Source organism: Jannaschia sp. S6380, assembly GCF_023015695.1.
In the GTDB taxonomy this organism is placed as follows: domain Bacteria; phylum Pseudomonadota; class Alphaproteobacteria; order Rhodobacterales; family Rhodobacteraceae; genus Jannaschia.
The window spans coordinates 169,005-188,074 of sequence record NZ_JALKAS010000002.1 but is presented as its reverse complement, the minus strand read 5'-3'; the positions used below and the strand labels follow the sequence as shown (position 1 = coordinate 188,074).

Below are 19,070 nucleotides of genomic sequence, written 5' to 3'. Positions count from 1 at the left end.
ATGCGCACAGCCCTCAGCCTATCGCTGCTGCTTGCCCTGCCCGCCCATGCCCAGACCGCCGCCGACGCCGTCGCGCCCGAGGCCGCGTCCGGCCTCTCGCCCGAGGCCGCCGCCCCGGTCGAGGCTCAAGACTGGATGGTCGCCGCCGCGAACCCGCTGGCCGCCGAGGCCGGGGCCGACGTCCTGCGTGAAGGCGGCAGCGCGGCCGATGCCATGGTCGCGGTGCAGGCCGTGCTGGGCCTGGTGGAGCCGCAATCCTCGGGCCTGGGCGGCGGCGCCTTCCTGGTCTGGTACGACGCCGAAACCGGCGAGTTGACCACGCTTGACGGGCGCGAGACGGCACCCGCCGCCGCCACGCCGACGCTGTTCCAGACCGATGGCGAGACGATGGGCTTCTTCGACGCGGTGGTCGGCGGCCTGTCCGTCGGCACACCAGGCACGCCCATGCTGATGGAGGAGGCGCATCGCCGCTGGGGCCGCGCGAGTTGGAGCGGGCTGTTCGACGCGGCCATCGCCCATGCCGAGGACGGGTTCGCCGTCTCGCCGCGCTTGGCCACGCTGGTCGCGGACGATGCCGAGAAGCTGTCGACGCAGCCCGCGACGGCGGCCTATTTCCTGCCCGGTGGCACCCCGCTGGCTGAAGGCGACACGCTGACGAACCCGGCCTATGCCGCCACGCTGCGCGCCATCGCGCAGGAGGGGACCGATGCCTTCTACGCAGGCGAAATCGCCGAGGGGATCGTCGCCGCCATCCGCGGCGCGTCGCAGCCCGGCCTTCTGTCGACGCAGGATCTTGCTGCCTACGAAATCGCCGAACGCCCCGCCGTCTGCGCGCCCTATCGCGGCGCGGAGGTCTGTGGAATGGGCCCGCCCTCCTCCGGCGCACTGACCGTGGGGCAGATCCTCGCCCTGGTGGAGCCGCACGACCTCGCCGCCCTCGGCCCCGATTCGCCCGAGGCCTGGCGCCTGATCGGCGACGCCTCGCGCCTCGCCTTCGCCGACCGGGGCCGCTACATGGCCGACAGCGACTTCGTCCCGATGCCGAACCTGCTCGATCCGGCCTACCTGTCCGAACGCGCGACCCTGCTCGACGGCGACGATGCCCTGCCCGAGGTCAGCGCCGGAACGCCGCCCTGGGACCACGCGGCGCTGGACATGATCCCGGACTGGGGCGACGGCTGGACGCCCTCGATGCCCTCGACCTCGCACATCTCGATCGTCGATGCCGACGGCAACGCGCTGTCGATGACCACCACGATCGAGAACGGTTTCGGCAGCCGGGTGATGGCGCCGGGCGGGTTCCTCCTGAACAACGAGCTGACCGACTTCTCCTTCTCGACGCATGACGAGGGCCGTCCGATCGCCAACCGGGTGGAGCCGCGCAAGCGTCCCCGCTCCTCGATGTCGCCGACGATCGTGATGCGGGACGGCGCGCCGGTGCTGGTCGTTGGCTCGCCCGGGGGCAGCCGGATCATCGGCTACGTCGCCAAGACGATCATCGCGCATGTGGACTGGGGCATGGACGTGCAGGAAGCGGTCGCGATGCCGCACCTGGTCAACCGCTTCGGCACCTACGACCTGGAGGCCGGAACCGCGGCCGAAGCCCTGGCCGAACCACTGACCGAGATGGGGTTCGAGACGAATGTGCGCGACTTGACCTCGGGCCTGCACATCATCGCGGTGGGCGAGACGCTGACCGGCGGGGCCGACCCGCGCCGCGAAGGGGTGGCCATCGGCGAATGAAGCCTGCCCGTCACGAGGGCGGGGTGCAATCCTCGCCCTTCAGGCAAGCCGCCGCGCCCGCGACGACCTCCGGCGTGGCGCTCAGGGCGAAGCGGGGACAGGGCCCCTGGACCAGCACGTTCTCCTCGCCCCTGCGCTCCAGGAACAACAGCACGCGGTCCAGCGGCACGCCGCCGCACCAGGCGCCGGCGCATTCGACCTCGACCGTCACCGGGAATGCCGCGTCGGTGCCGAAGCCGCCCGCATCGGCCAGCTTGCCGTCGAACCGCGTGCGGACGGTGTAGCCCTGCCGGTCGTTCGGGTCGGTTCCCGTCGTGTCCGGGATCGTCTCGCCCGGCAGCAGCTGCAGGCGTCCGACGGAAAGGACATATTGCGCCTCGGCGGCGTCCGCCGCCTGGTACGACGCCTGAACGCTCGGGCGCAGGCAGGACAGCGCGGCGGCGGGCGACGCGAGCGCGGTCGAAAGCAGAACGGCGAGGATCGTGCGTGTCATGGGCGGGCTCCGGTATCCGATTGCGCGAAGGCTGCGCGCAGGCGGGTCGGACAGGCAATAACGGCCCGCATCCACCCGCGGATCGCCGCCGTCACAGAAGGCCGAACGCCCGAAGGACCCGTTCGTAGAGGTCACGCTTGAACGGAACGATGGCCTGCACGACGTCGGCCGGATCCATCCAGGCCCAGCGTGAGAACTCCCGCTCGTGGGCGTCCAGGTCGACCGCCGAATCCGGCCCGTCGTAATGCATGCGGAACCAGTGCTGTTCCTGCCCCCGGAACCGCCCTTTCCACAATGTCGGCACCAGTTCCGGCGGCAGGTCGTAGGCCACGGGCGTGTCCAGACGATCCACGATCCGGACGGCCCCGGCCGCGAGACCGGTTTCCTCGCGCAGTTCGCGCAGGGCCGCGGCCTCCGGCGTCTCGCCCGGGTCGATCCCGCCCTGCGGCATCTGCCAGGCGACCGGGGCGCCCGCCGGGCGGTCGATGCGTTCGCCCACCCAGATCCGCCCCTGCGGGTTGGTCAGGCAGACGCCGGCGCAGGGCCTGTAGGGAAGCCCCGCGATCTGCTCCGGTGTCATGACCGGAGGTCGGCGCGCGGTTCGCGGCACCGCCTCACTCGACCTCGATCGCGGTCAGGCCCTTCAGGATGTCGATCGCATAGGCCAGCTGGTAATCCTCGTCGCGCAGCTCCGCGGCCTCTTCGGCGGCCTCCTGCTCCTTGCGGATCTGCTCCTGCTCGTCCTCGGTCAGGCTGTCATTGGTGATCGCCCCGCGCAGCGAGGATTCGGAGCGGCGCGAGCGGCCGTTCGTCTCTTCGGTCTCCTCCTCCTCGGCCTCGGGATCGCGGGGCGGCTGCTGGACGACGATGTCCGGCGACACGCCGAGCGCCTGGATCGACCGGCCCGATGGCGTGTAGTAGCGCGCCGTGGTCAAACGGATCGCCCCGTCGCCCTGCACCGGCATGATGGTCTGGACCGATCCCTTGCCGAAGCTCTTGGTGCCGACGACGACCGCGCGGCGATGGTCCTGCAGCGCGCCCGCCACGATCTCGGATGCGCTGGCCGAGCCGCCGTTGATCAGCACCACCATCGGCAGCCCCTCGACCACGTCGCCGGGCTTGGCGTTGAAGCGGTCGCCACCCTCGGATTGCCGCGACCGGGTCGAGACGATCTCGCCCTGCTCCAGGAACGCGTCGGCCAGTCCGACGCCCGCCGTCAGCAGGCCGCCGGGATTGTTGCGCAGGTCGAGCACGACGCCGTTGACGCTTTCCAGCCCGCCCATCTCCTCGAGCGTGTCCTCAAGCCCGTCCATGACGTTCGGGATGGTCTGGTCGTTGAAGGTCGACGCCCGGATCACGACGCTCTCGCCGACCTTGCGGACATGCGCCGCGGTCAGCTTGATGATGTCGCGCGTGATCGAGATGTCGATCGGCTCCTCCAGCCCGTCGCGCACGATGGTGATCAGAATGTCGCTGCCCACCGGGCCGCGCATCAGGTCGACCGCCTCCTCCAAGGTGAAGCCCAGGATGCTCTCGCCGTCGACGCCGGTGATATAGTCGCCGGCCTCCACGCCTGCCTCGAAGGCGGGCGTGCCGTCGATGGGCGTGATGACCTTGACGTAGCCCTCCTCCTGCGTGACCTCGATGCCCAGACCGCCGAACTCGCCGCGCGTGTCCTCCTGCATGTCCTCGAAATCGCGGGGCGGCAGATAGGAGGAATGCGGATCGAGCGAGGTGAGCATGCCGTTGATCGCGGCCTCGATCAGTTCGCCCTCGTCCACGTCTTCGACATACTGGTTGCGGATGCGCTCGAAGACGATGCCGAACAGGTCGAGCTGTTCGTACACCGTCGCCTTCTCGGCTTCCTGCGCCAGCAGCGGACCTGCGACCTGCGTTGTGGCCAGGATACCGGCCAGGATTCCGCACCCGGCGGCCATCGCGAACTTCTTCATCTCGTTCCCCTACTCGGTGGCGAAATACTCCGCCGGATTCACGGGCCTGCCGCCCTGTCTGACTTCGATATAAAGCGTCTCGGGCCGCGAAGCGCCACCGTCCCGGACCGCGTCGCGCCGGAAATCGTCACGCCGTGGCGGGCCACCGCCCATCAGGCCCAGGGGTGCGCCCCGGTCCACGATCTCCGCGTGGCGAGCGTAGACCTCGGCCAGCCCGGCGAAAACCAGCAACAGCTCCGGTCGCGGCTCCAGGATGATCACGTTCCCGTAATCGAGAAGCGGACCGGCATAGCGGACCGTTCCCGTGACCGGAGCGGTGACCAGCGCGGCGGGCGCCGTCGCCAGCACGATGCCCGGCCGCGCGATGCCGGCGGCATCGGCCTCGCCCGCGCGGCGCAGGGCGACGCCTTCGGCCGGGCGCGGAAACGGCAGGTCCAGCGGCGCGTCCGCGGATTGCGACAGCGTGCCCAGCCCGTCGGCAAAGGCCGCGAGCGTGTCGACCCGGGCCAGCAGCGCGTCGATCCGTTCCTCGTCCCCGGCCAGACGGGGGGGCAGATCGTCGCGCTCGGCGATCGCCTCGGAGAGGGCCACGCGCGCGTCCTGCACGCCGGCCAGCCCCGCCTCCAGGTCCGCGGCGGCGGACCGCTCAAGCATCCGCAACTCCCGCAGCGTCTCGAGGTCCGACCGGAGCGCATCGGCACGGGCCTGAAGCGCGGGCGCGATCCCGCTCAGCATCATCGACGAACGCGCGGTTCCCAGCGGGCCGGAGGGATGCAGCAGCAGAAGCGGCGCCGGGGCCCGTTCCATCGACGACAGGACCGCCACGAGGCGCGCGATCTCGGTCTCCCGCGCGCCCAGGTCGGCGGCGAGCGCGCGCTCCCGGATCGCAACCTGCCGCAACCCGTCGCGCAGGGATGCCAGCCCCCGTTCATAGGCGGTGATGACAGCCGTCAGCGCGGCGACCCGGTCGCGCGCGCCCCGCGCATGATCGAGCGCGGCGGCCGCGCGGGCCAGCTCGTCCGCGGCCGCGCGCGCCTGGTCCGCCGCCGTTTGCGCCGAAACCGGCCAGCCCAGGCAGAGGAGCACGAGGACGGCGCGGAGCATCAGGCGATCAGGCTTTCGCCGGTCATCTCTTCGGGCGCATCGAGCGCCATCAGCTGCAGCAGCGTCGGCGCCAGATCGCCCAGCTTGCCGTCGCGCAGCCGGGCGCCGTCCGGCCCGCCCCACAGGATCACCGGGACGGGGTTCAGCGTGTGCGCGGTGTGCGGCTTGCCGGTCTCGGGGTCGATCATCGTCTCGCAATTGCCGTGGTCGGCGCAGACGATCATCGCGCCGTCGGTCCCCTCCAGCGCCTCCAGCACGCGACCCAGGCCCCGGTCCACCGCCTCGCAGGCGCGCGTCGCCGCCTCCAGGTCGCCGGTATGACCCACCATGTCGGGGTTGGCGTAGTTCACGACGATCAGGTCGTAGCCCTCCCCGATCGCGGCGACGAAGTGATCGGTCACCTCGACCGACGACATCTCGGGCTGCAGGTCGTAGGTGGCGACGTCGGGTGACGGCGGCATGTGGCGGTCCTCGCCCTTCTCGGGCGACTCCTTCCCGCCGTTCAGGAAGAAGGTCACGTGGGGGTACTTCTCGGTCTCGGCCAGGTGGAACTGGCGCAGGCCCTTTTCGGCGACCCAGTGGCCCAGCGTGTTCGGGACGGTCTGCTTGGGAAACACCGTCGTCATGTAGGCGTCGTGCCGCTCGGAATAGTCGACCATGCCCAGCATGTGCAGCTCGGGGCGGTCGCGGGTCTCGAACCCGTCGAATTCGGGATCGGCCAGCGCGGCCAGGATCTCGCGCGCGCGATCGGCGCGGAAGTTCAGGCAGAAGACGCCGTCACCGCCCCGCATGCCCTCGTAATCGCCCAGCACGGTAGGCTGAATGAACTCGTCGCTCTCGTCGCGGTCCCGCGCGGCAGCGAGGGCGGCGGCGCTGTCCGCCGCATGTTCCCCCTCGCCCCAGACCATCGCGGCCCAGGCGCGTGCGACCCGGTCCCAGCGATTGTCGCGGTCCATGGCGAAATAGCGCCCCGAGAGCGTGGCCACCGTCACCCCCTCGGGCAGATCCGACGTCAGGCGTTCGAAGAAATCCTCGGCCGATCGCGGCGCCACGTCGCGCCCGTCGGCAATCGCATGCAGCGCCACCTTCACGCCTTCAGCGGTCACGGCACGACAGGCGGCAAGGACGTGGTCGATATGGCCGTGAACGCCACCATCCGAAATCACGCCGATCAGATGCGCCGTCCCCCCGGACTGGCGGAGCGTGTGCACCCAGGATGTCAGCGCGGCCTCGGCGGCGAAGCTGCCGGTCTCGATGGCGTGGTTGATCTGGCCCAGATCCATGCGCACGACGCGGCCCGCGCCGATATTCATGTGACCGACCTCGGAATTGCCCATCTGCCCCTCGGGCAGGCCCACGGCGGGGCCGAACGTGGTCAGCGTGGCATTCGGGCGGGTCGCCATCAGCCGGTCGAAATGGGGCGTCTCGGCCCGGTCGGGCGCCGATTGCTCGGGCCGGTCCGACAGACCCCAACCGTCGAGAATGCAAAGGATGACGGGTTTCTTCTGCATGGGTGATCTCCGGATCGCTCGGGGTCGTTCTAGGCCGCGATCAGGTCCGATGGTAGGGGGACCCCGACAGGATCGACGCCGCGCGGTAAAGCTGTTCGGCCAGCATGGCCCGGATCAGCATGTGCGGCCAGACCATCGTGCCGAAGGCGAAGGCGGCATCGGCCCGGCCACGCAGGCCCGCGTCGAGGCCGTCGGCCCCGCCGATCACGAAGGCCACGTCGCGCGCGTCGTCGCGCCAGCGTCCCAACTGCGCGGCGAATTCGGGCGACGTCGCCTGCCGCCCGCGCTCGTCGAGGATCGCGACGACGGCGCCCGGCGCCACCGCCCGTTCGATCGCCTCGGCCTCGGCAGCCATGCCGGCGCCCTTGGCCTCGATCTCGACCAACGCGACGGGGGGCAGGCCGACGCCGCGTCCGGTTCGGGCGAAGCGGTCCAGGTAGTCGTCGACGAGGGCCTTCTCGGGGCCCTTGCGCAGGCGCCCGACCGCGATCAGCTGCAGCCTCACCTCAGGCGGGGCGGGCGGGCTGATCGGCGGCGGGGTCCTGCCACATCTTCTCGAGCTGGTAGAACTCGCGGACCTCGGGGCGGAAGATGTGCACGATGACATCGCCCGCATCCAGCAGGACCCAGTCGCCCTGCCCCTTGCCTTCGGTGCGCGCGGTGCGGCCCAGACGGGACTTGAGCCGTTCGGTCAGCTTTTCGGCCAGCGCCGTGACCTGGCGCGTGGACCGACCCGAGCAGACGACCATGTGATCGGCGACCGTGGACTTGCCGCGCAGGTCGATCTGCACGATCTCCTCGGCCTTCTCCTCGTCCAGCGATGTCAGGATAAGCGCCAGCGTCTCGTCGCTGGCCCGGGTGTCCCCGGTGGGCCGTTGGGCCCGGTCGGTGGGCAATTGGGTTTCGGCAGGCAGTGTCCGATCCTCCGGTATGGTGGGCGCGGGTGGCCCGGCATGAAAACAGGCTAGCACCGGGTCGGTGACCGGGCAATGCGTCCCGGTCATGTGGGGACGCCCGCCCCCGGGGTCAATCGATGTCGGGCCGGCGATCCGCCCAGGGGGCTGCGGCGTGCATCCGGCGGGCCAGCGCGATCAGATCGCCATCGGCCCCGCGCCGCCCGATCAGCTGCACGCCCATCGGGAGCCCGTCCCGGAACCCGACCGGCACGCAGATCGCGGGCAGCCCGGCCAGCGCGGCGGGCACGACCACCTCCATCCACCGGTGGTAGGTGTCCATCGACCGCCCGGCCACCTGTTGGGGCCAGTCCAGCGCCGCGTCGAACGGAAAGCACTGGGCCGCCGGCAGCGCGATCACGTCGATGTCGAGTGTGGCCATCCGGCGGAACCACGCGGCGCGGATGCCGCTGGCGCGGGTTACTTCCTCCAGCTTCAGGGCTAGGCCGCGCTCCACCTCCCAGACCAGTTTCGGCTCCGACCTTGCGGCGAAGGCGTCCGACCAATGCGGGCGCAGTTTCTCGGCGATGGCGAAGCTGCGCAACGTCGTCCAGGCGGTCCAGATTTCCTCGGCTGGGAAGGGTGGCGCCATCGGCTCGGCCAGGCCATCCAGGGCGTCCTGGCACAGGTCCAGGATCCCCGCCTCGCAGGGATAGGCTCCGCCCCAGTCCCCCGCCCAGCCGATCCGCAGCGATTTGGCCGGCGTGGCGCGGTAGGGGCCCGACGACCCCGGCACGCGGGCGTCAGGCGCCGCCATCACCGACAGCAGCAGTTCCAGATCGTCGGGCGTGCGCGCCATCGGCCCGTCCGTGGCGAGCTGGTGCAGCGCCGGGTCGCCCTGCGGCGCGGCCGGCACCAGGCCGAAGCTGGGCCGCAGACCGAAGACGTTGTTCCAGGCGGCCGGGTTGCGCAGCGAGCCCATCATGTCCGACCCGTCGGCCAGCGCCACGAGCCGGGCGGCCAGCGCCGCCCCCGCCCCACCCGAGGAGCCGCCGGCGCTGCGCGACGGGTTCCACGGGTTCACCGTCGTGCCGTGCACGGGGTTGTAGCTGTGCGAGCCCAGTCCGAATTCGGGGGTGTTCGTCTTGCCGATGACGATGGCCCCTGCCGCCTTCAGGCGCGCGACCATCGGGGCGTCGACCTCGGGGACGTGATCGGCGAAGGCCGGGTGCCCATAGGTGGTGCGCAGCCCGGCCGTGTCGGCCAGGTCCTTGATCGCCATCGGCAGCCCACTCAGGGGGCCGGGGCGCGGATCGGCCGCCTCGGCCAGCAGATCGTCGCGGGGGCGCAGTGACACGATGGCGCGCAGATCGGACGCGGCGATCCGGTCCAGCGTGTCGGCCATCAGGTCGGGCGCGCGCAGGCGACCGCCGCGCATGGCGGAGAGCTGCGCGAGGGCGTCGCGGTCAGTCCAGCGCACGGGCGGCGCCGTCGGTGTCCGCGTCCGGGTGGATGCGCACCTCGCGCTGCGGGAAGGGGATCGAGATGTCGTGTTCCTTGAACGCGTCCCAAAGCGCGAGATAAACGTTGCCGCGGATGTTGGTCAGGCCATCCGTCGGGTCGGTGATCCAGAACCGCAGGATGTAGTCGACCGACGAATCCCCGAAGCCGACGATGTGACAGACCGGACGCTTGGACGACAGGACCCGCTCGGTCGAGGCCGCCGCGCCGATGGCGACCTTGCGGACCAGGTGGGGGTCGTCGCCGTAGGCCGTGCCGAAATAGATGTCGAGCCGGACGAGCGCGTTGGAATGCGACCAGTTCACCACCAGGCCGGTGATCAGGTCCTCGTTCGGGACGAGGTATTCCCGGCCGTCGCGCGTCGTGATCGACACGTAGCGCGCCGTGAGCGCGTCGACCCAGCCGAACGTGTCGCCGATGGTGATGACGTCGCCGGGCTTGATCGACTTGTCGAGCAGGATGATGACGCCCGACACGAGGTTCGACACGACCTTCTGCAGGCCGAAGCCGATGCCCACGCCGATGGCGCCGGACAGGACCGCAAGCCCGGTCAGGTCGAACCCTACGGCCTTCAGCCCGAGGAAGAACGCCCCGGCATAGAGGACGATCTGCAGCAGCTTTACGACCAGCACCCGCATGGACGGGCTGATATCCTCGTTCTTCGAGATCCGGCTCGACGTGGTCTGCGCGAGGAAGCGGGCCACCGCGAAGAGGATGCCGATGACGACGAGCGCGGTGATGATGCCGAGAAGCGAGATCCGGAAATCGCCGAACTCGATCGCCAGGTCGTCGAGGACACGCGTCGTTTCGTCGAGAATGCCCAGATAGAAGACCGTGACATAGATCCACAGCCCCCAGGCCACGATCTTGCGCAGGAACGGGTTGCGCACCAGCCGGGCGACGAAGCTGACGACCATCCAGGCGGTGCCGATCGTCGCCGCCAGCCCGATCAGGTAGGAACGCGACGGCCATGTCACCTCGCGCATGATCGTGAACGCGCCCCAGGCGAGGGCCGCGAAGATCACCAGGCCCAGCCGGTTGCGCACGATCACGAGCCAGCGAAGCTGCCATTTCGGCCGCCCGGTCTGCGTCCGCATCCAGCGCGTCATCCGCTCGCCTGCCCAGCGGCGCAGAACCCAGGCCAGCAGCACCAGCCCCAGGATGATCAGCACCTGCCAGAGCTTCCACCCCGGTTGCAGCAACTCGCCGACGAAGCCCGCGCCCTGCGTCACGATGCGCAGGATCTCGTCCTTCAGGGGGATCGTCTCGAGGATGTCGTCTTCCATGCCTCCATCTATGGGGGATGGGACGCGCCAATATCAATCGCGCCCGTACCGGGCGGGGCGGGATGTCCCGTTGCCTCGCGCGGGCAAGGGGTCTATCCAGCGGGACCATGAGACGAATGCACGATCTGGGCGATCACGCCTTCCTGCCGTGGCGGTTCTTCGGCCGCGCGCATGGCGATTGCGCGGGGGGCTGAGGCGCGATCCGCCCCCGACCCGATCCGACCAAACCCGAGACCCATCCGCCAAGGGATCCAAGCGATGACCGGCAAGACGCTCTACGACAAGATCTGGGACGCCCACCTGGCCCACGAGGCCGAGGACGGCACCTGCCTTCTCTATATCGACCGCCACCTGGTGCACGAGGTCACCAGCCCGCAAGCCTTCGAGGGGCTGCGCATGGCGGGTCGCGCCGTGCATGCGCCCGACAAGACGATCGCCGTGCCCGATCACAACGTGCCCACCACGCTGGACCGCGCGAACGCCGCCACCATGACCGAGGACAGCCGCATCCAGGTCGAGGCCTTGGACCGGAACGCGCACGACTTCGGCATCCACTACTACCCCGTCTCGGACGTCCGGCAGGGCATCGTGCACATCGTCGGGCCCGAACAGGGATGGACCCTGCCCGGCATGACAGTCGTCTGCGGCGACAGCCACACCGCGACCCATGGCGCCTTCGGGGCGCTCGCCCACGGGATCGGGACGTCCGAGGTGGAGCATGTGCTGGCCACGCAGACCCTGATCCAGAAGAAGTCCAAGAACATGAAGGTGGAGATTACGGGCAAGCTGCGCCCGGGCGTCACCGCCAAGGACATCACCCTGTCGGTGATTGGCAAGACCGGCACGGCCGGCGGCACCGGCTATGTCATCGAATACATGGGCGAGGCGATCCGCGACCTGTCGATGGAAGGCCGGATGACGGTCTGCAACATGGCTATCGAGGGCGGTGCGCGGGCCGGCCTGATCGCGCCGGACGAGAAGACGTATAAGTACTGCATGGGTCGGCCCCACGCGCCCAAGGGCGCCCAGTGGGAGGCCGCGTTGACCTGGTGGAAGACGTTGAAATCCGATGAAGACGCGCATTGGGACAAGGTGGTGACCATCGCGGGCGAGGACATCGCCCCCGTCGTCACCTGGGGCACCTCGCCCGAGGATGTGCTGCCGATCACCGCTTCCGTGCCGGCCCCCGGCGATTTCGAGGGCGGCAAGGTCGACGCGGCGAAGCGGTCGCTCGACTACATGGGTCTGACGCCGGGCACGCCGCTGAGCGAGGTTCCCATCGACACGGTGTTCATCGGCTCCTGCACCAATGGCCGGATCGAGGATCTGCGCGCCGCCGCCGCGATCCTGAAGGGCAAACGGATCAAGGACGGCATGCGGGCCATGGTGGTGCCCGGCTCGGGCCTCGTCCGCGCGCAGGCCGAGGAGGAAGGGCTGGCCGACATCTTCATCGACGCCGGTTTCGAATGGCGCCTGGCGGGCTGCTCGATGTGCCTGGCCATGAACCCCGATCAGCTGTCCCCGGGCGAACGTTGCGCGGCCACGTCGAACCGCAACTTCGAGGGCCGGCAGGGCCGCGGCGGACGCACGCACCTTATGTCGCCGGCGATGGCCGCCGCGGCGGCCGTGACGGGCCGCCTGACCGATGTGCGCGAGATGATGTAGATCCGATGCCGGGACGCAGGATGAAGGGGCGGTCCGACGGGCCGCCCCTTTCCGCTTGCGTCGATGTCCGGCCTAGTTCGCGGCGAGGGCCACGTTCGGGGCGATGTCGCCCAGCATGACGAAATGGCCGATATCCTCGCATCCCGGCATCGTGAAGCCGAGCGTGGTGGTGCGGGCCGACGTGCCCGGCATCGTGCGGATCGTCCTGGCCTCGACGGGGCGGCCGCAATTCTCGGCCAGGACGGGTGCCTCGACGCTCAGGCGGACAGGTTGCGCGGCCGGGGCGGTATAGACCCAGGCCATCGCGGCCCCCGCAGATATCGCTTCGCCCAGGCGCACGAGGTGTCCCCCCGTCCCGGTCAGGGTGCGCGCCACGGTGAAGGGCGTCTCGGGCCCGATATGTCCGGGGTCGCCATAACCGGCCGCGTCCTCGAAAGCATGCAGCTCCAGCCCGGCCGTGCCCTGCCATTGCAGGACGGCGCGTGTGTGGTCGCTCAGACCGATGACCGGAGCGGTGACATCCGCACGATCCCCGCCCGCGACCTCGACCGCGATGGCGGCAGGGTCGGACAGGGCGGGCAGCGTGATCTGCGCCACACCGGACGCATCCAGCGAGACCGTGAAACGCAAGTCGTCGTGGATCACGTCCAACCGGGACGCACCGTCGCAGGGTGCGCCGATGTCGAGCGCGACGAGCGCGCCGGCGAGCGGCACCGCGTCGACGGTCAGGGCGCATTCGGCCACGCGGACCGGGTTGCCGTAGGATGCGTCGATGGCATCGTCCAGCACCGGCGCCACCGGCTCCGCCCCGCCAAGCGGCAGCGCGACGGCCGGGCGACCGTCGGGCGTGACGGATCGGGGCGCCGGCCCCGCCATCTGGACCGGGTCACCCGAAAGGGTCGGTACGGCCGGCAGCGTGGGCAGGTCCGGCGAATAGGCCAGCGTCGGCTCGTAGCTGCGCGGGATCAGAAGATAGAGCAGGGCCCCGCCGAGGACGACCGCGGCGCCGACGGACGCAAGCCGCGCCGGCGGCTGCGCGCCGAGCGCCGTGCGCGCGGAGGTCAGAAGCGCGCGGCCACGCGACGGCGCGGCGGCGGGCGGCGCGTCGTCTTCGAGCGCGTCGAATTCTTCCTGGGTCATCGCCTATCCTCGGGGAAACAAAGCGTTTCCGGGACCGTGCCCCACGATTCGGGCGATTCTTGGGAGACTCCGGCCCGAATCCGCGACGCATCGTGCGAGTTGTGTCGAACCAGCCACCGCCCCTAAGCCACCGACGCCATCCGAAATCGGCACGCGGTCGGACCGGGGTCGTCGCAACCGCTTGAATCTGTGTCGAAATTCGCGCTCGGGCCTAGTAGGCGCCGTGGCAATGCTTGAACTTCTTGCCCGACCCGCACGGGCACGGGTCGTTGCGGCCGGGGTTGCCCCAGGTGGTCGGGTCCCCCTCGACGAAACCCGGTGCGGCCGCGGCCACGGCGGCGGGGATGGCGGCCGCGGGGGCCGCCTGTCGCGCAGCCTCACCGCCGGGTGCCTGCGGCGCGGCACCAGCCGTGGCGGGCTCGGGCCGACTGGGCGTGCCCTCGGGGGTGGCGCCCGCGCCGCGCTGCTGCGCGATCAGCCGGTCCATCATCGCTTTCCGCTCCTCGTCCGAGAGCGGCCGGACCTTCGCCAGCTTGCGCGTCACTTCCACGCGCAGGCTGTCCAGCATGTTCTCGAACAGCTGGAATCCTTCGGTCTTGTATTCGTTCAGCGGATCGCGCTGCGCATAGCCCCGGAAGCCCACGACCGAACGCAGATGCTCCAACGTCAGCAGATGTTCGCGCCACTTGGCGTCGATGGTCTGCAGCAGGAACTGCTTCTCGATCTGGCGCATCTGGTCGGTGCCGAAGACCTCGACCTTCTCCTCCATCAGCTTGTCCGTCGCCGCGTAGAGCCGTTCGCGGATGACCTCCTGGTCGACGCCGTCCTCCTCGGTCCATTCCATGATCGGGACGTCGACGCCCAGCGTCTCGATCGCCGCGACATAGAGGCCCTGCCCGTCCCACTGGTCGGAATAGGTCTTGGGCGGCATGTATTCGTCGACCAGGTCGTCGACGACCTGATGGCGCATGTCCTGGGCGATCTCGCCGATATCCTCGGCCTCCATGATCTCCAGGCGCTGCTCGAACACAGCTTTGCGCTGGTCGTTCATGACGTCGTCGAATTTCAGCAGCTGCTTGCGGATGTCGAAATTGCGCCCCTCGACCTTGGCCTGCGCGCGCTCCAGCGACTTATTCACCCAGGGGTGCACGATCGCCTCGCCTTCCTTCATGCCCAAGCTCGACAGGACCTTCTCCAGCCGTTCGGACCCGAAGATGCGCATCAGGTCGTCGTCCAGCGACAGGAAGAAGGCCGACCGCCCCGGATCGCCCTGCCGCCCCGACCGACCGCGCAGCTGGTTGTCGATCCGGCGGCTCTCGTGCCGCTCGGTCGCCAGCACGAACAGGCCGCCGGCCTCCAGCACGCGCTGCTTCTCGTCGGCATGTTCGGCCTCGATGCGGCTGCGGGCGGTGTCCGGGTCGGCCTCGGGGTCCGCGGCCAAAGCCTCCAGCACCTTCATCTCGACATTGCCGCCCAACTGGATGTCGGTGCCGCGCCCGGCCATGTTGGTGGCGATGGTGATCGCGCCGAACTTGCCGGCATCGGCGACGATCTGCGCCTCCTGCTCGTGCTGGCGGGCGTTCAGCACGTTGTGCGTCAGCCCCTCCTTGGTCAGCAGGTCCGACAGCATTTCGGATTTCTCGATCGAGGTGGTGCCGACCAGGACGGGTTGCCCCCGCTCGTGCGCGCCACGGATCTCGTCGACGATGGCGGCGTATTTCTCGGCAGCGGTGCGATAGACGGCGTCATGCTCGTCGGCGCGCGCGATGGGGCGGTTGGTCGGAACCTCGACCACGCCCAGCCCGTAGATCGACATGAACTCCTCGGCCTCGGTCGCCGCGGTGCCGGTCATGCCGGAAAGTTTCGCATAGAGGCGAAAGTAGTTCTGGAAGGTCACGCTGGCCAGGGTGACGTTTTCGGGCTGGATCGACACGCCCTCCTTGGCCTCGATCGCCTGGTGCAGACCGTCGGACAGGCGGCGGCCGGCCATCATGCGACCCGTGAACTCGTCGATCAGCACGACCTCGTCATTGCGCACGATGTAGTTCTGGTCCTTCTGGAACAGCTTGTGCGCGCGCAGGCCCTGATTAACGTGGTGGACGATCGTCGTGCTCTCCGGGTCGTAGAGCGACTGCCCCTCGGGCAGGATGCCCGCGACCGACAGCCGCGTCTCCAGCCACTCGTTGCCCTCGTCGGTGAAGGTCACGCTGCGCTGCTTCTCGTCGAGGGTGAAATGCTCGTCCTGGATCTCGGGGATCAACTGGTCGACGCGGGTATAGAGGTCGCTGCGATCCTCGGACGGGCCCGAGATGATCAGCGGCGTCCGCGCCTCGTCGATCAGGATCGAATCGACCTCGTCCACGATGGCGTAGTTGTGACCGCGCTGCGCCATCTCTTCCTTCGAGGCGCGCATGTTGTCGCGCAGGTAATCGAAGCCCAGCTCGTTGTTCGTCGCGTAGGTGATGTCGGCGCGGTAGGCGGCGCGCTTCTCCTCCTCGGGCTGCTGCGGCACGACGACGCCGACGGTCAGGCCCAGCGCGTTGTAGACCTTGGCCATCCAGTCCGCGTCGCGGCGCGCGAGGTAGTCGTTGACGGTGACGACATGCACGCCCTTGCCCGACAGCGCGTTCAGATAGGCCGGGAAGGTGGCGACCAGGGTCTTGCCCTCGCCCGTCTTCATCTCGGAGATGTTGCCCTGATGCAGGAAGATCCCGCCCAGCAACTGCACGTCGAAGGCGCGCAGGCCCAGGGCGCGGCGCGCCGCCTCGCGGCAGTTCGCGAAGGCTTCGGGGAGGAGATCGTCGAGCTTCTCGCCGCCCCGCGCGCGTGTGGCCAGGGCCTCGGTCCGCTCCTTGATGCCCTCGTCGGTCAGCGCCTCGAACTCCGGCTCGAGCGCGTTGATCCGTTCGACGATCTTCAGCGTGGCCTTGACCTTGCGGTCGTTCGGCGTGCCGAACACTTTCTTCGCGATAGCACCAAGTCCCAGCATGTCCGTCCCAATCCTCGCACCCTTGCCGACTGTGAGAAGTCCCCATATCTCAAAGGGGATTTTCCGGGGCGGGGGCGCGGTAAAAAAAGCCTTGGCCGCACTTAAGACCCGCCCCCACGGGTGTCAACGAAGGCGCCCCGGACACCTGCAACGTTTGGCCCCGCCGGGCCTGAAAGGACCCCCCAATGCGACACATTCTGACTTCGGCCGCCGCAACACTCGCCCTTTGCCTGCCGCTCCAGGCCCAGGCGCAGGATGCCTCGACCGTGCTGGCGACGGTGAACGGCACGGACATCACGCTGGGTCACCTGATCGCGCTGCGCGGCCGGTTGCCCGCCCAGTATCAGCAGCTTCCCGACGATGTGCTTTTCCAAGGCATGCTGGATCAGCTGATCCAGCAGCAGGTCCTGACCGACGTGGCCGAACCCGGTCCGGCCGACGAGATCTGGCTGGAGAACGAGCGCCGTGCCTACCTCGCCGGCCGCGCGCTGGAGGAGATCGCCGCCGGCGCGGTGGACGAGGCTGCGGTCCAGGCCGCCTATGACGAGGCCTATGCCGATGCCGAGCCGCAGACCGAGTTCAACGCGAGCCACATCCTGGTCGAGACCGAGGAGGCCGCGCAGGAGATCGTCGCCCGGATCGAGGCCGGCGAGGATTTCGCCGAGGTCGCGCGCGAGGCGTCCACCGGCCCTTCGGGTCCCAATGGCGGCATGCTGGGCTGGTTCGGCAAGGGCATGATGGTCCCCGCATTCGAGGAGGCCGTGGCCACCATGGAACCCGGCACGATCAGCGCCCCGGTCGAGACGCAGTTCGGCTGGCACGTCATCAAGCTGAACGAGACCCGCGAGAAGGGCGCCCCCGAGATGTCCGAGGTGCGCGCGGAACTCGAGGCGGAGGTCCAGAACGAGGCGGTCGAAGCCGAGATCGCGCGCCTGACCGACAGCGCCGAGATCACCCGCAGCGCGGCGGAGATCGACCCCGCGGTGGTCCGCGACGACGCGCTTCTGGAGAACTGAGCCATGGGGAAGGGGGGAAAGAAGAAGGCGCTGAAGACGCGCATCGCGGAATTGGAGGCGCAGCTCTCCGCGCCCGCGGGGCCGGCGGTGTCGCCGCTGGCACCCGCCTTTTCCGATCTTCCTCCCATCGACGGGGTGCGTTTCGCGACCGCCAAGGCCGGCATCAAGCAGCGCGATCGCGCCGACGTCATGCTGGCCGAAATCGCCGCGGGCAGCGCCATCGCGGGCGTGTTCACCAGTTCGGCCACCCGATCCGCCGCGGTGCTGGATTGCCAGGCCAAGCTTTCGCGGCGCACGGCGTCGGGCGGCTGGGCGATCCTGGTGAATTCCGGCAACGCGAACGCGTTCACCGGGGCCGATGGCGAAACCGCGGTGGCCGCGATCTGCAAGGGGGTGGGACAGGCGCTGGGCCTCGCGCCTTCGCGCGTCCTGACCTCCTCGACCGGGGTTATCGGCCAGCCTCTGGCGCATGACCGGATCACGGCGGTTCTGGACAAGCTCGCCACCAAGCTTTCGGCCGAACGGATGGCCAAGGCCGCGCGTGCCATCATGACCACCGACACCTTTCCCAAGGGCGCGACGCGGAGTGTCGAGATCGACGGCGAGACCGTCACCATCGCCGGGATCGCCAAGGGCTCGGGTATGATCGCGCCGGACATGGCGACGATGCTGGGCTACGTCTTCACCGATGCCCGGATCGGCGACCGGCCGTTGCAGACGATGCTGTCGGATCTGACGAAGCGCACCTTCAACGCGGTGACGGTCGACGGCGACACCTCCACCTCGGATACGGTGATCGCGGCGGCGACGCGTCGGGCGGGGCCCGAGATCACGTCCGCGCGCACCACGGCCGGAAAGGCGTTCAAGGCCGCGCTGCACGAGGTGCTGCACGACCTGGCCCTGCAACTCGTCATGGATGGCGAGGGCGCGACCAAGCTGGTCGAAGTGCAGGTCACCGGCGCCGCCAACACGCTCGACGCACGACGGGCGGCGCGGGCCATCGCCAACTCCCCGCTGGTGAAGACGGCCGTCGCGGGCGAGGATCCGAACTGGGGCCGCGTGGTGATGGCCGTCGGCAAATCGGGCGCGCGCGCCGATCGCGATCGCCTGACGATCCGGTTCGGCGAGATCACCGTCGCCGAGAACGGCCGCATCGCCGAGGGCTATACCGAGGAGGCGGGCGCCGCCTACATGACCCGCGACCGGATCACCCTGGCGGTGGATCTGGGCATGGGGCAGGCCGCGGACAAGATGTGGACCTGCGACCTGACCGCCCGCTACGTCGAGATCAACGCCGACTACCGTTCGTGACGACGGTTCTCGTCTCGGCGGCCGCGCTCATAGATCGCGACGGCCGCGTCCTTCTGGCGCGGCGTCCCGAGGGCAAGGAACTTGCCGGTCTGTGGGAATTCCCCGGCGGCAAGGTCGAACCGGGCGAGACGCCCGAGGTCGCCCTTGTCAGGGAGCTGCGGGAGGAGCTGGGCATCGAGACCTGGGATAGCTGCCTCGCGCCGCTGACCTTCGCTTCGCATGCCTATCCGCGGTTCCACCTGCTGATGCCGCTCTTCGCCTGCCGCAAGTGGGAGGGGCAGCCCCGCTCGCGCGAGGGGCAGGAACTGGCCTGGGTCCGGCCCGCACGGCTGCGCGACTATCCGATGCCGCCGGCGGATCTGCCGCTTATCCCGATCCTGCGGGACTGGCTCTAGCGCTTCAGATTGGCAACAGTGACGCAAGGTTGAGCAATTTGTGTCTTCCAA

General features: G+C 69.5%; 16 protein-coding genes. 5 read left to right on the top strand and 11 right to left on the bottom strand.

The window, feature by feature from the left end:
* The gene (gene ggt, locus MWU52_RS13950; RefSeq protein ID WP_246953257.1) at nucleotides 1-1,743 is read left to right on the top strand and encodes a gamma-glutamyltransferase; all 1,743 of its coding nucleotides are present in this window, start codon (nucleotides 1-3) and stop codon (nucleotides 1,741-1,743) included.
* Nucleotides 1,744-1,753: 10 nt separating this feature from the next.
* On the opposite strand, the gene MWU52_RS13945 is transcribed toward ggt, so the two are convergent.
* The 9 genes from MWU52_RS13945 to MWU52_RS13905 form a co-directional block, all read right to left on the bottom strand.
* Nucleotides 1,754-2,236, bottom strand: a complete 483-nt coding sequence (locus MWU52_RS13945; protein ID WP_246953256.1) for a hypothetical protein — start codon at nucleotides 2,234-2,236, stop codon at nucleotides 1,754-1,756.
* 91 nt (nucleotides 2,237-2,327) lie between these two features.
* On the bottom strand, nucleotides 2,328-2,816 hold the full coding sequence (locus tag MWU52_RS13940; protein WP_246953254.1) for an RNA pyrophosphohydrolase: 489 nt from the start codon (nucleotides 2,814-2,816) through the stop codon (nucleotides 2,328-2,330).
* A gap of 34 nt (nucleotides 2,817-2,850) precedes the next feature.
* Nucleotides 2,851-4,188: a S41 family peptidase gene (locus MWU52_RS13935; protein ID WP_246953252.1), complete on the bottom strand. Its 1,338-nt coding sequence runs from the start codon at nucleotides 4,186-4,188 to the stop codon at nucleotides 2,851-2,853.
* A gap of 9 nt (nucleotides 4,189-4,197) precedes the next feature.
* Nucleotides 4,198-5,292, bottom strand: coding sequence for a peptidoglycan DD-metalloendopeptidase family protein (locus MWU52_RS13930; RefSeq protein WP_246953249.1), 1,095 nt, complete (start codon nucleotides 5,290-5,292; stop codon nucleotides 4,198-4,200).
* A complete protein-coding gene (gene gpmI / locus MWU52_RS13925) occupies nucleotides 5,292-6,803 on the bottom strand; it encodes a 2,3-bisphosphoglycerate-independent phosphoglycerate mutase (protein WP_246953248.1) in 1,512 nt (503 codons plus the stop codon). The genes MWU52_RS13930 and gpmI overlap by 1 nt, the downstream gene beginning before the upstream one ends.
* 40 nt (nucleotides 6,804-6,843) lie before the next feature.
* Nucleotides 6,844-7,308 (bottom strand): 23S rRNA (pseudouridine(1915)-N(3))-methyltransferase RlmH, encoded by a 465-nt coding sequence (gene rlmH / locus MWU52_RS13920; protein ID WP_246953246.1) that lies wholly within the window; start codon nucleotides 7,306-7,308, stop codon nucleotides 6,844-6,846.
* Between the two features lies 1 nt (nucleotide 7,309).
* A complete protein-coding gene (gene rsfS / locus MWU52_RS13915; RefSeq protein WP_246953244.1) occupies nucleotides 7,310-7,807 on the bottom strand; it encodes a ribosome silencing factor in 498 nt (165 codons plus the stop codon).
* A 22-nt stretch (nucleotides 7,808-7,829) separates the two neighbouring features.
* Nucleotides 7,830-9,176, bottom strand: coding sequence for an amidase (locus MWU52_RS13910; protein WP_246953241.1), 1,347 nt, complete (start codon nucleotides 9,174-9,176; stop codon nucleotides 7,830-7,832).
* A complete protein-coding gene (locus MWU52_RS13905; RefSeq protein WP_246953239.1) occupies nucleotides 9,163-10,503 on the bottom strand; it encodes a mechanosensitive ion channel domain-containing protein in 1,341 nt (446 codons plus the stop codon). The genes MWU52_RS13910 and MWU52_RS13905 overlap by 14 nt, the downstream gene beginning before the upstream one ends.
* Nucleotides 10,504-10,761: 258 nt before the next feature.
* Between MWU52_RS13905 and leuC the strand changes: the two genes are divergently transcribed.
* Nucleotides 10,762-12,168, top strand: coding sequence for a 3-isopropylmalate dehydratase large subunit (gene leuC, locus MWU52_RS13900; protein WP_246953238.1), 1,407 nt, complete (start codon nucleotides 10,762-10,764; stop codon nucleotides 12,166-12,168).
* A gap of 72 nt (nucleotides 12,169-12,240) precedes the next feature.
* On the opposite strand, the gene MWU52_RS13895 is transcribed toward leuC, so the two are convergent.
* Both MWU52_RS13895 and secA read right to left on the bottom strand, forming a co-directional pair.
* Entirely contained in the window at nucleotides 12,241-13,308 is a 1,068-nt protein-coding gene (locus MWU52_RS13895) for a hypothetical protein (RefSeq protein WP_246953236.1), read from the bottom strand.
* A 211-nt stretch (nucleotides 13,309-13,519) separates the two neighbouring features.
* Nucleotides 13,520-16,297 (bottom strand): preprotein translocase subunit SecA, encoded by a 2,778-nt coding sequence (gene secA / locus MWU52_RS13890; RefSeq protein ID WP_246953234.1) that lies wholly within the window; start codon nucleotides 16,295-16,297, stop codon nucleotides 13,520-13,522.
* A gap of 185 nt (nucleotides 16,298-16,482) precedes the next feature.
* On the opposite strand from secA, the gene MWU52_RS13885 reads away from it, so the two are divergent.
* Genes MWU52_RS13885 through mutT form a run of 3 tightly spaced genes read left to right on the top strand, consistent with a single transcriptional unit; the run spans nucleotide 16,483 to nucleotide 19,019 of the window.
* Nucleotides 16,483-17,313, top strand: a complete 831-nt coding sequence (locus MWU52_RS13885) for a peptidylprolyl isomerase (RefSeq protein ID WP_246953233.1) — start codon at nucleotides 16,483-16,485, stop codon at nucleotides 17,311-17,313.
* Between the two features lie 3 nt (nucleotides 17,314-17,316).
* Nucleotides 17,317-18,624: a bifunctional glutamate N-acetyltransferase/amino-acid acetyltransferase ArgJ gene (argJ, locus tag MWU52_RS13880; protein ID WP_246953231.1), complete on the top strand. Its 1,308-nt coding sequence runs from the start codon at nucleotides 17,317-17,319 to the stop codon at nucleotides 18,622-18,624.
* Nucleotides 18,621-19,019, top strand: a complete 399-nt coding sequence (gene mutT / locus MWU52_RS13875) for an 8-oxo-dGTP diphosphatase MutT (RefSeq protein WP_348645523.1) — start codon at nucleotides 18,621-18,623, stop codon at nucleotides 19,017-19,019. Before argJ ends, mutT begins: the two co-directional genes overlap by 4 nt.
* Nucleotides 19,020-19,070: the final 51 nt, after the last annotated feature.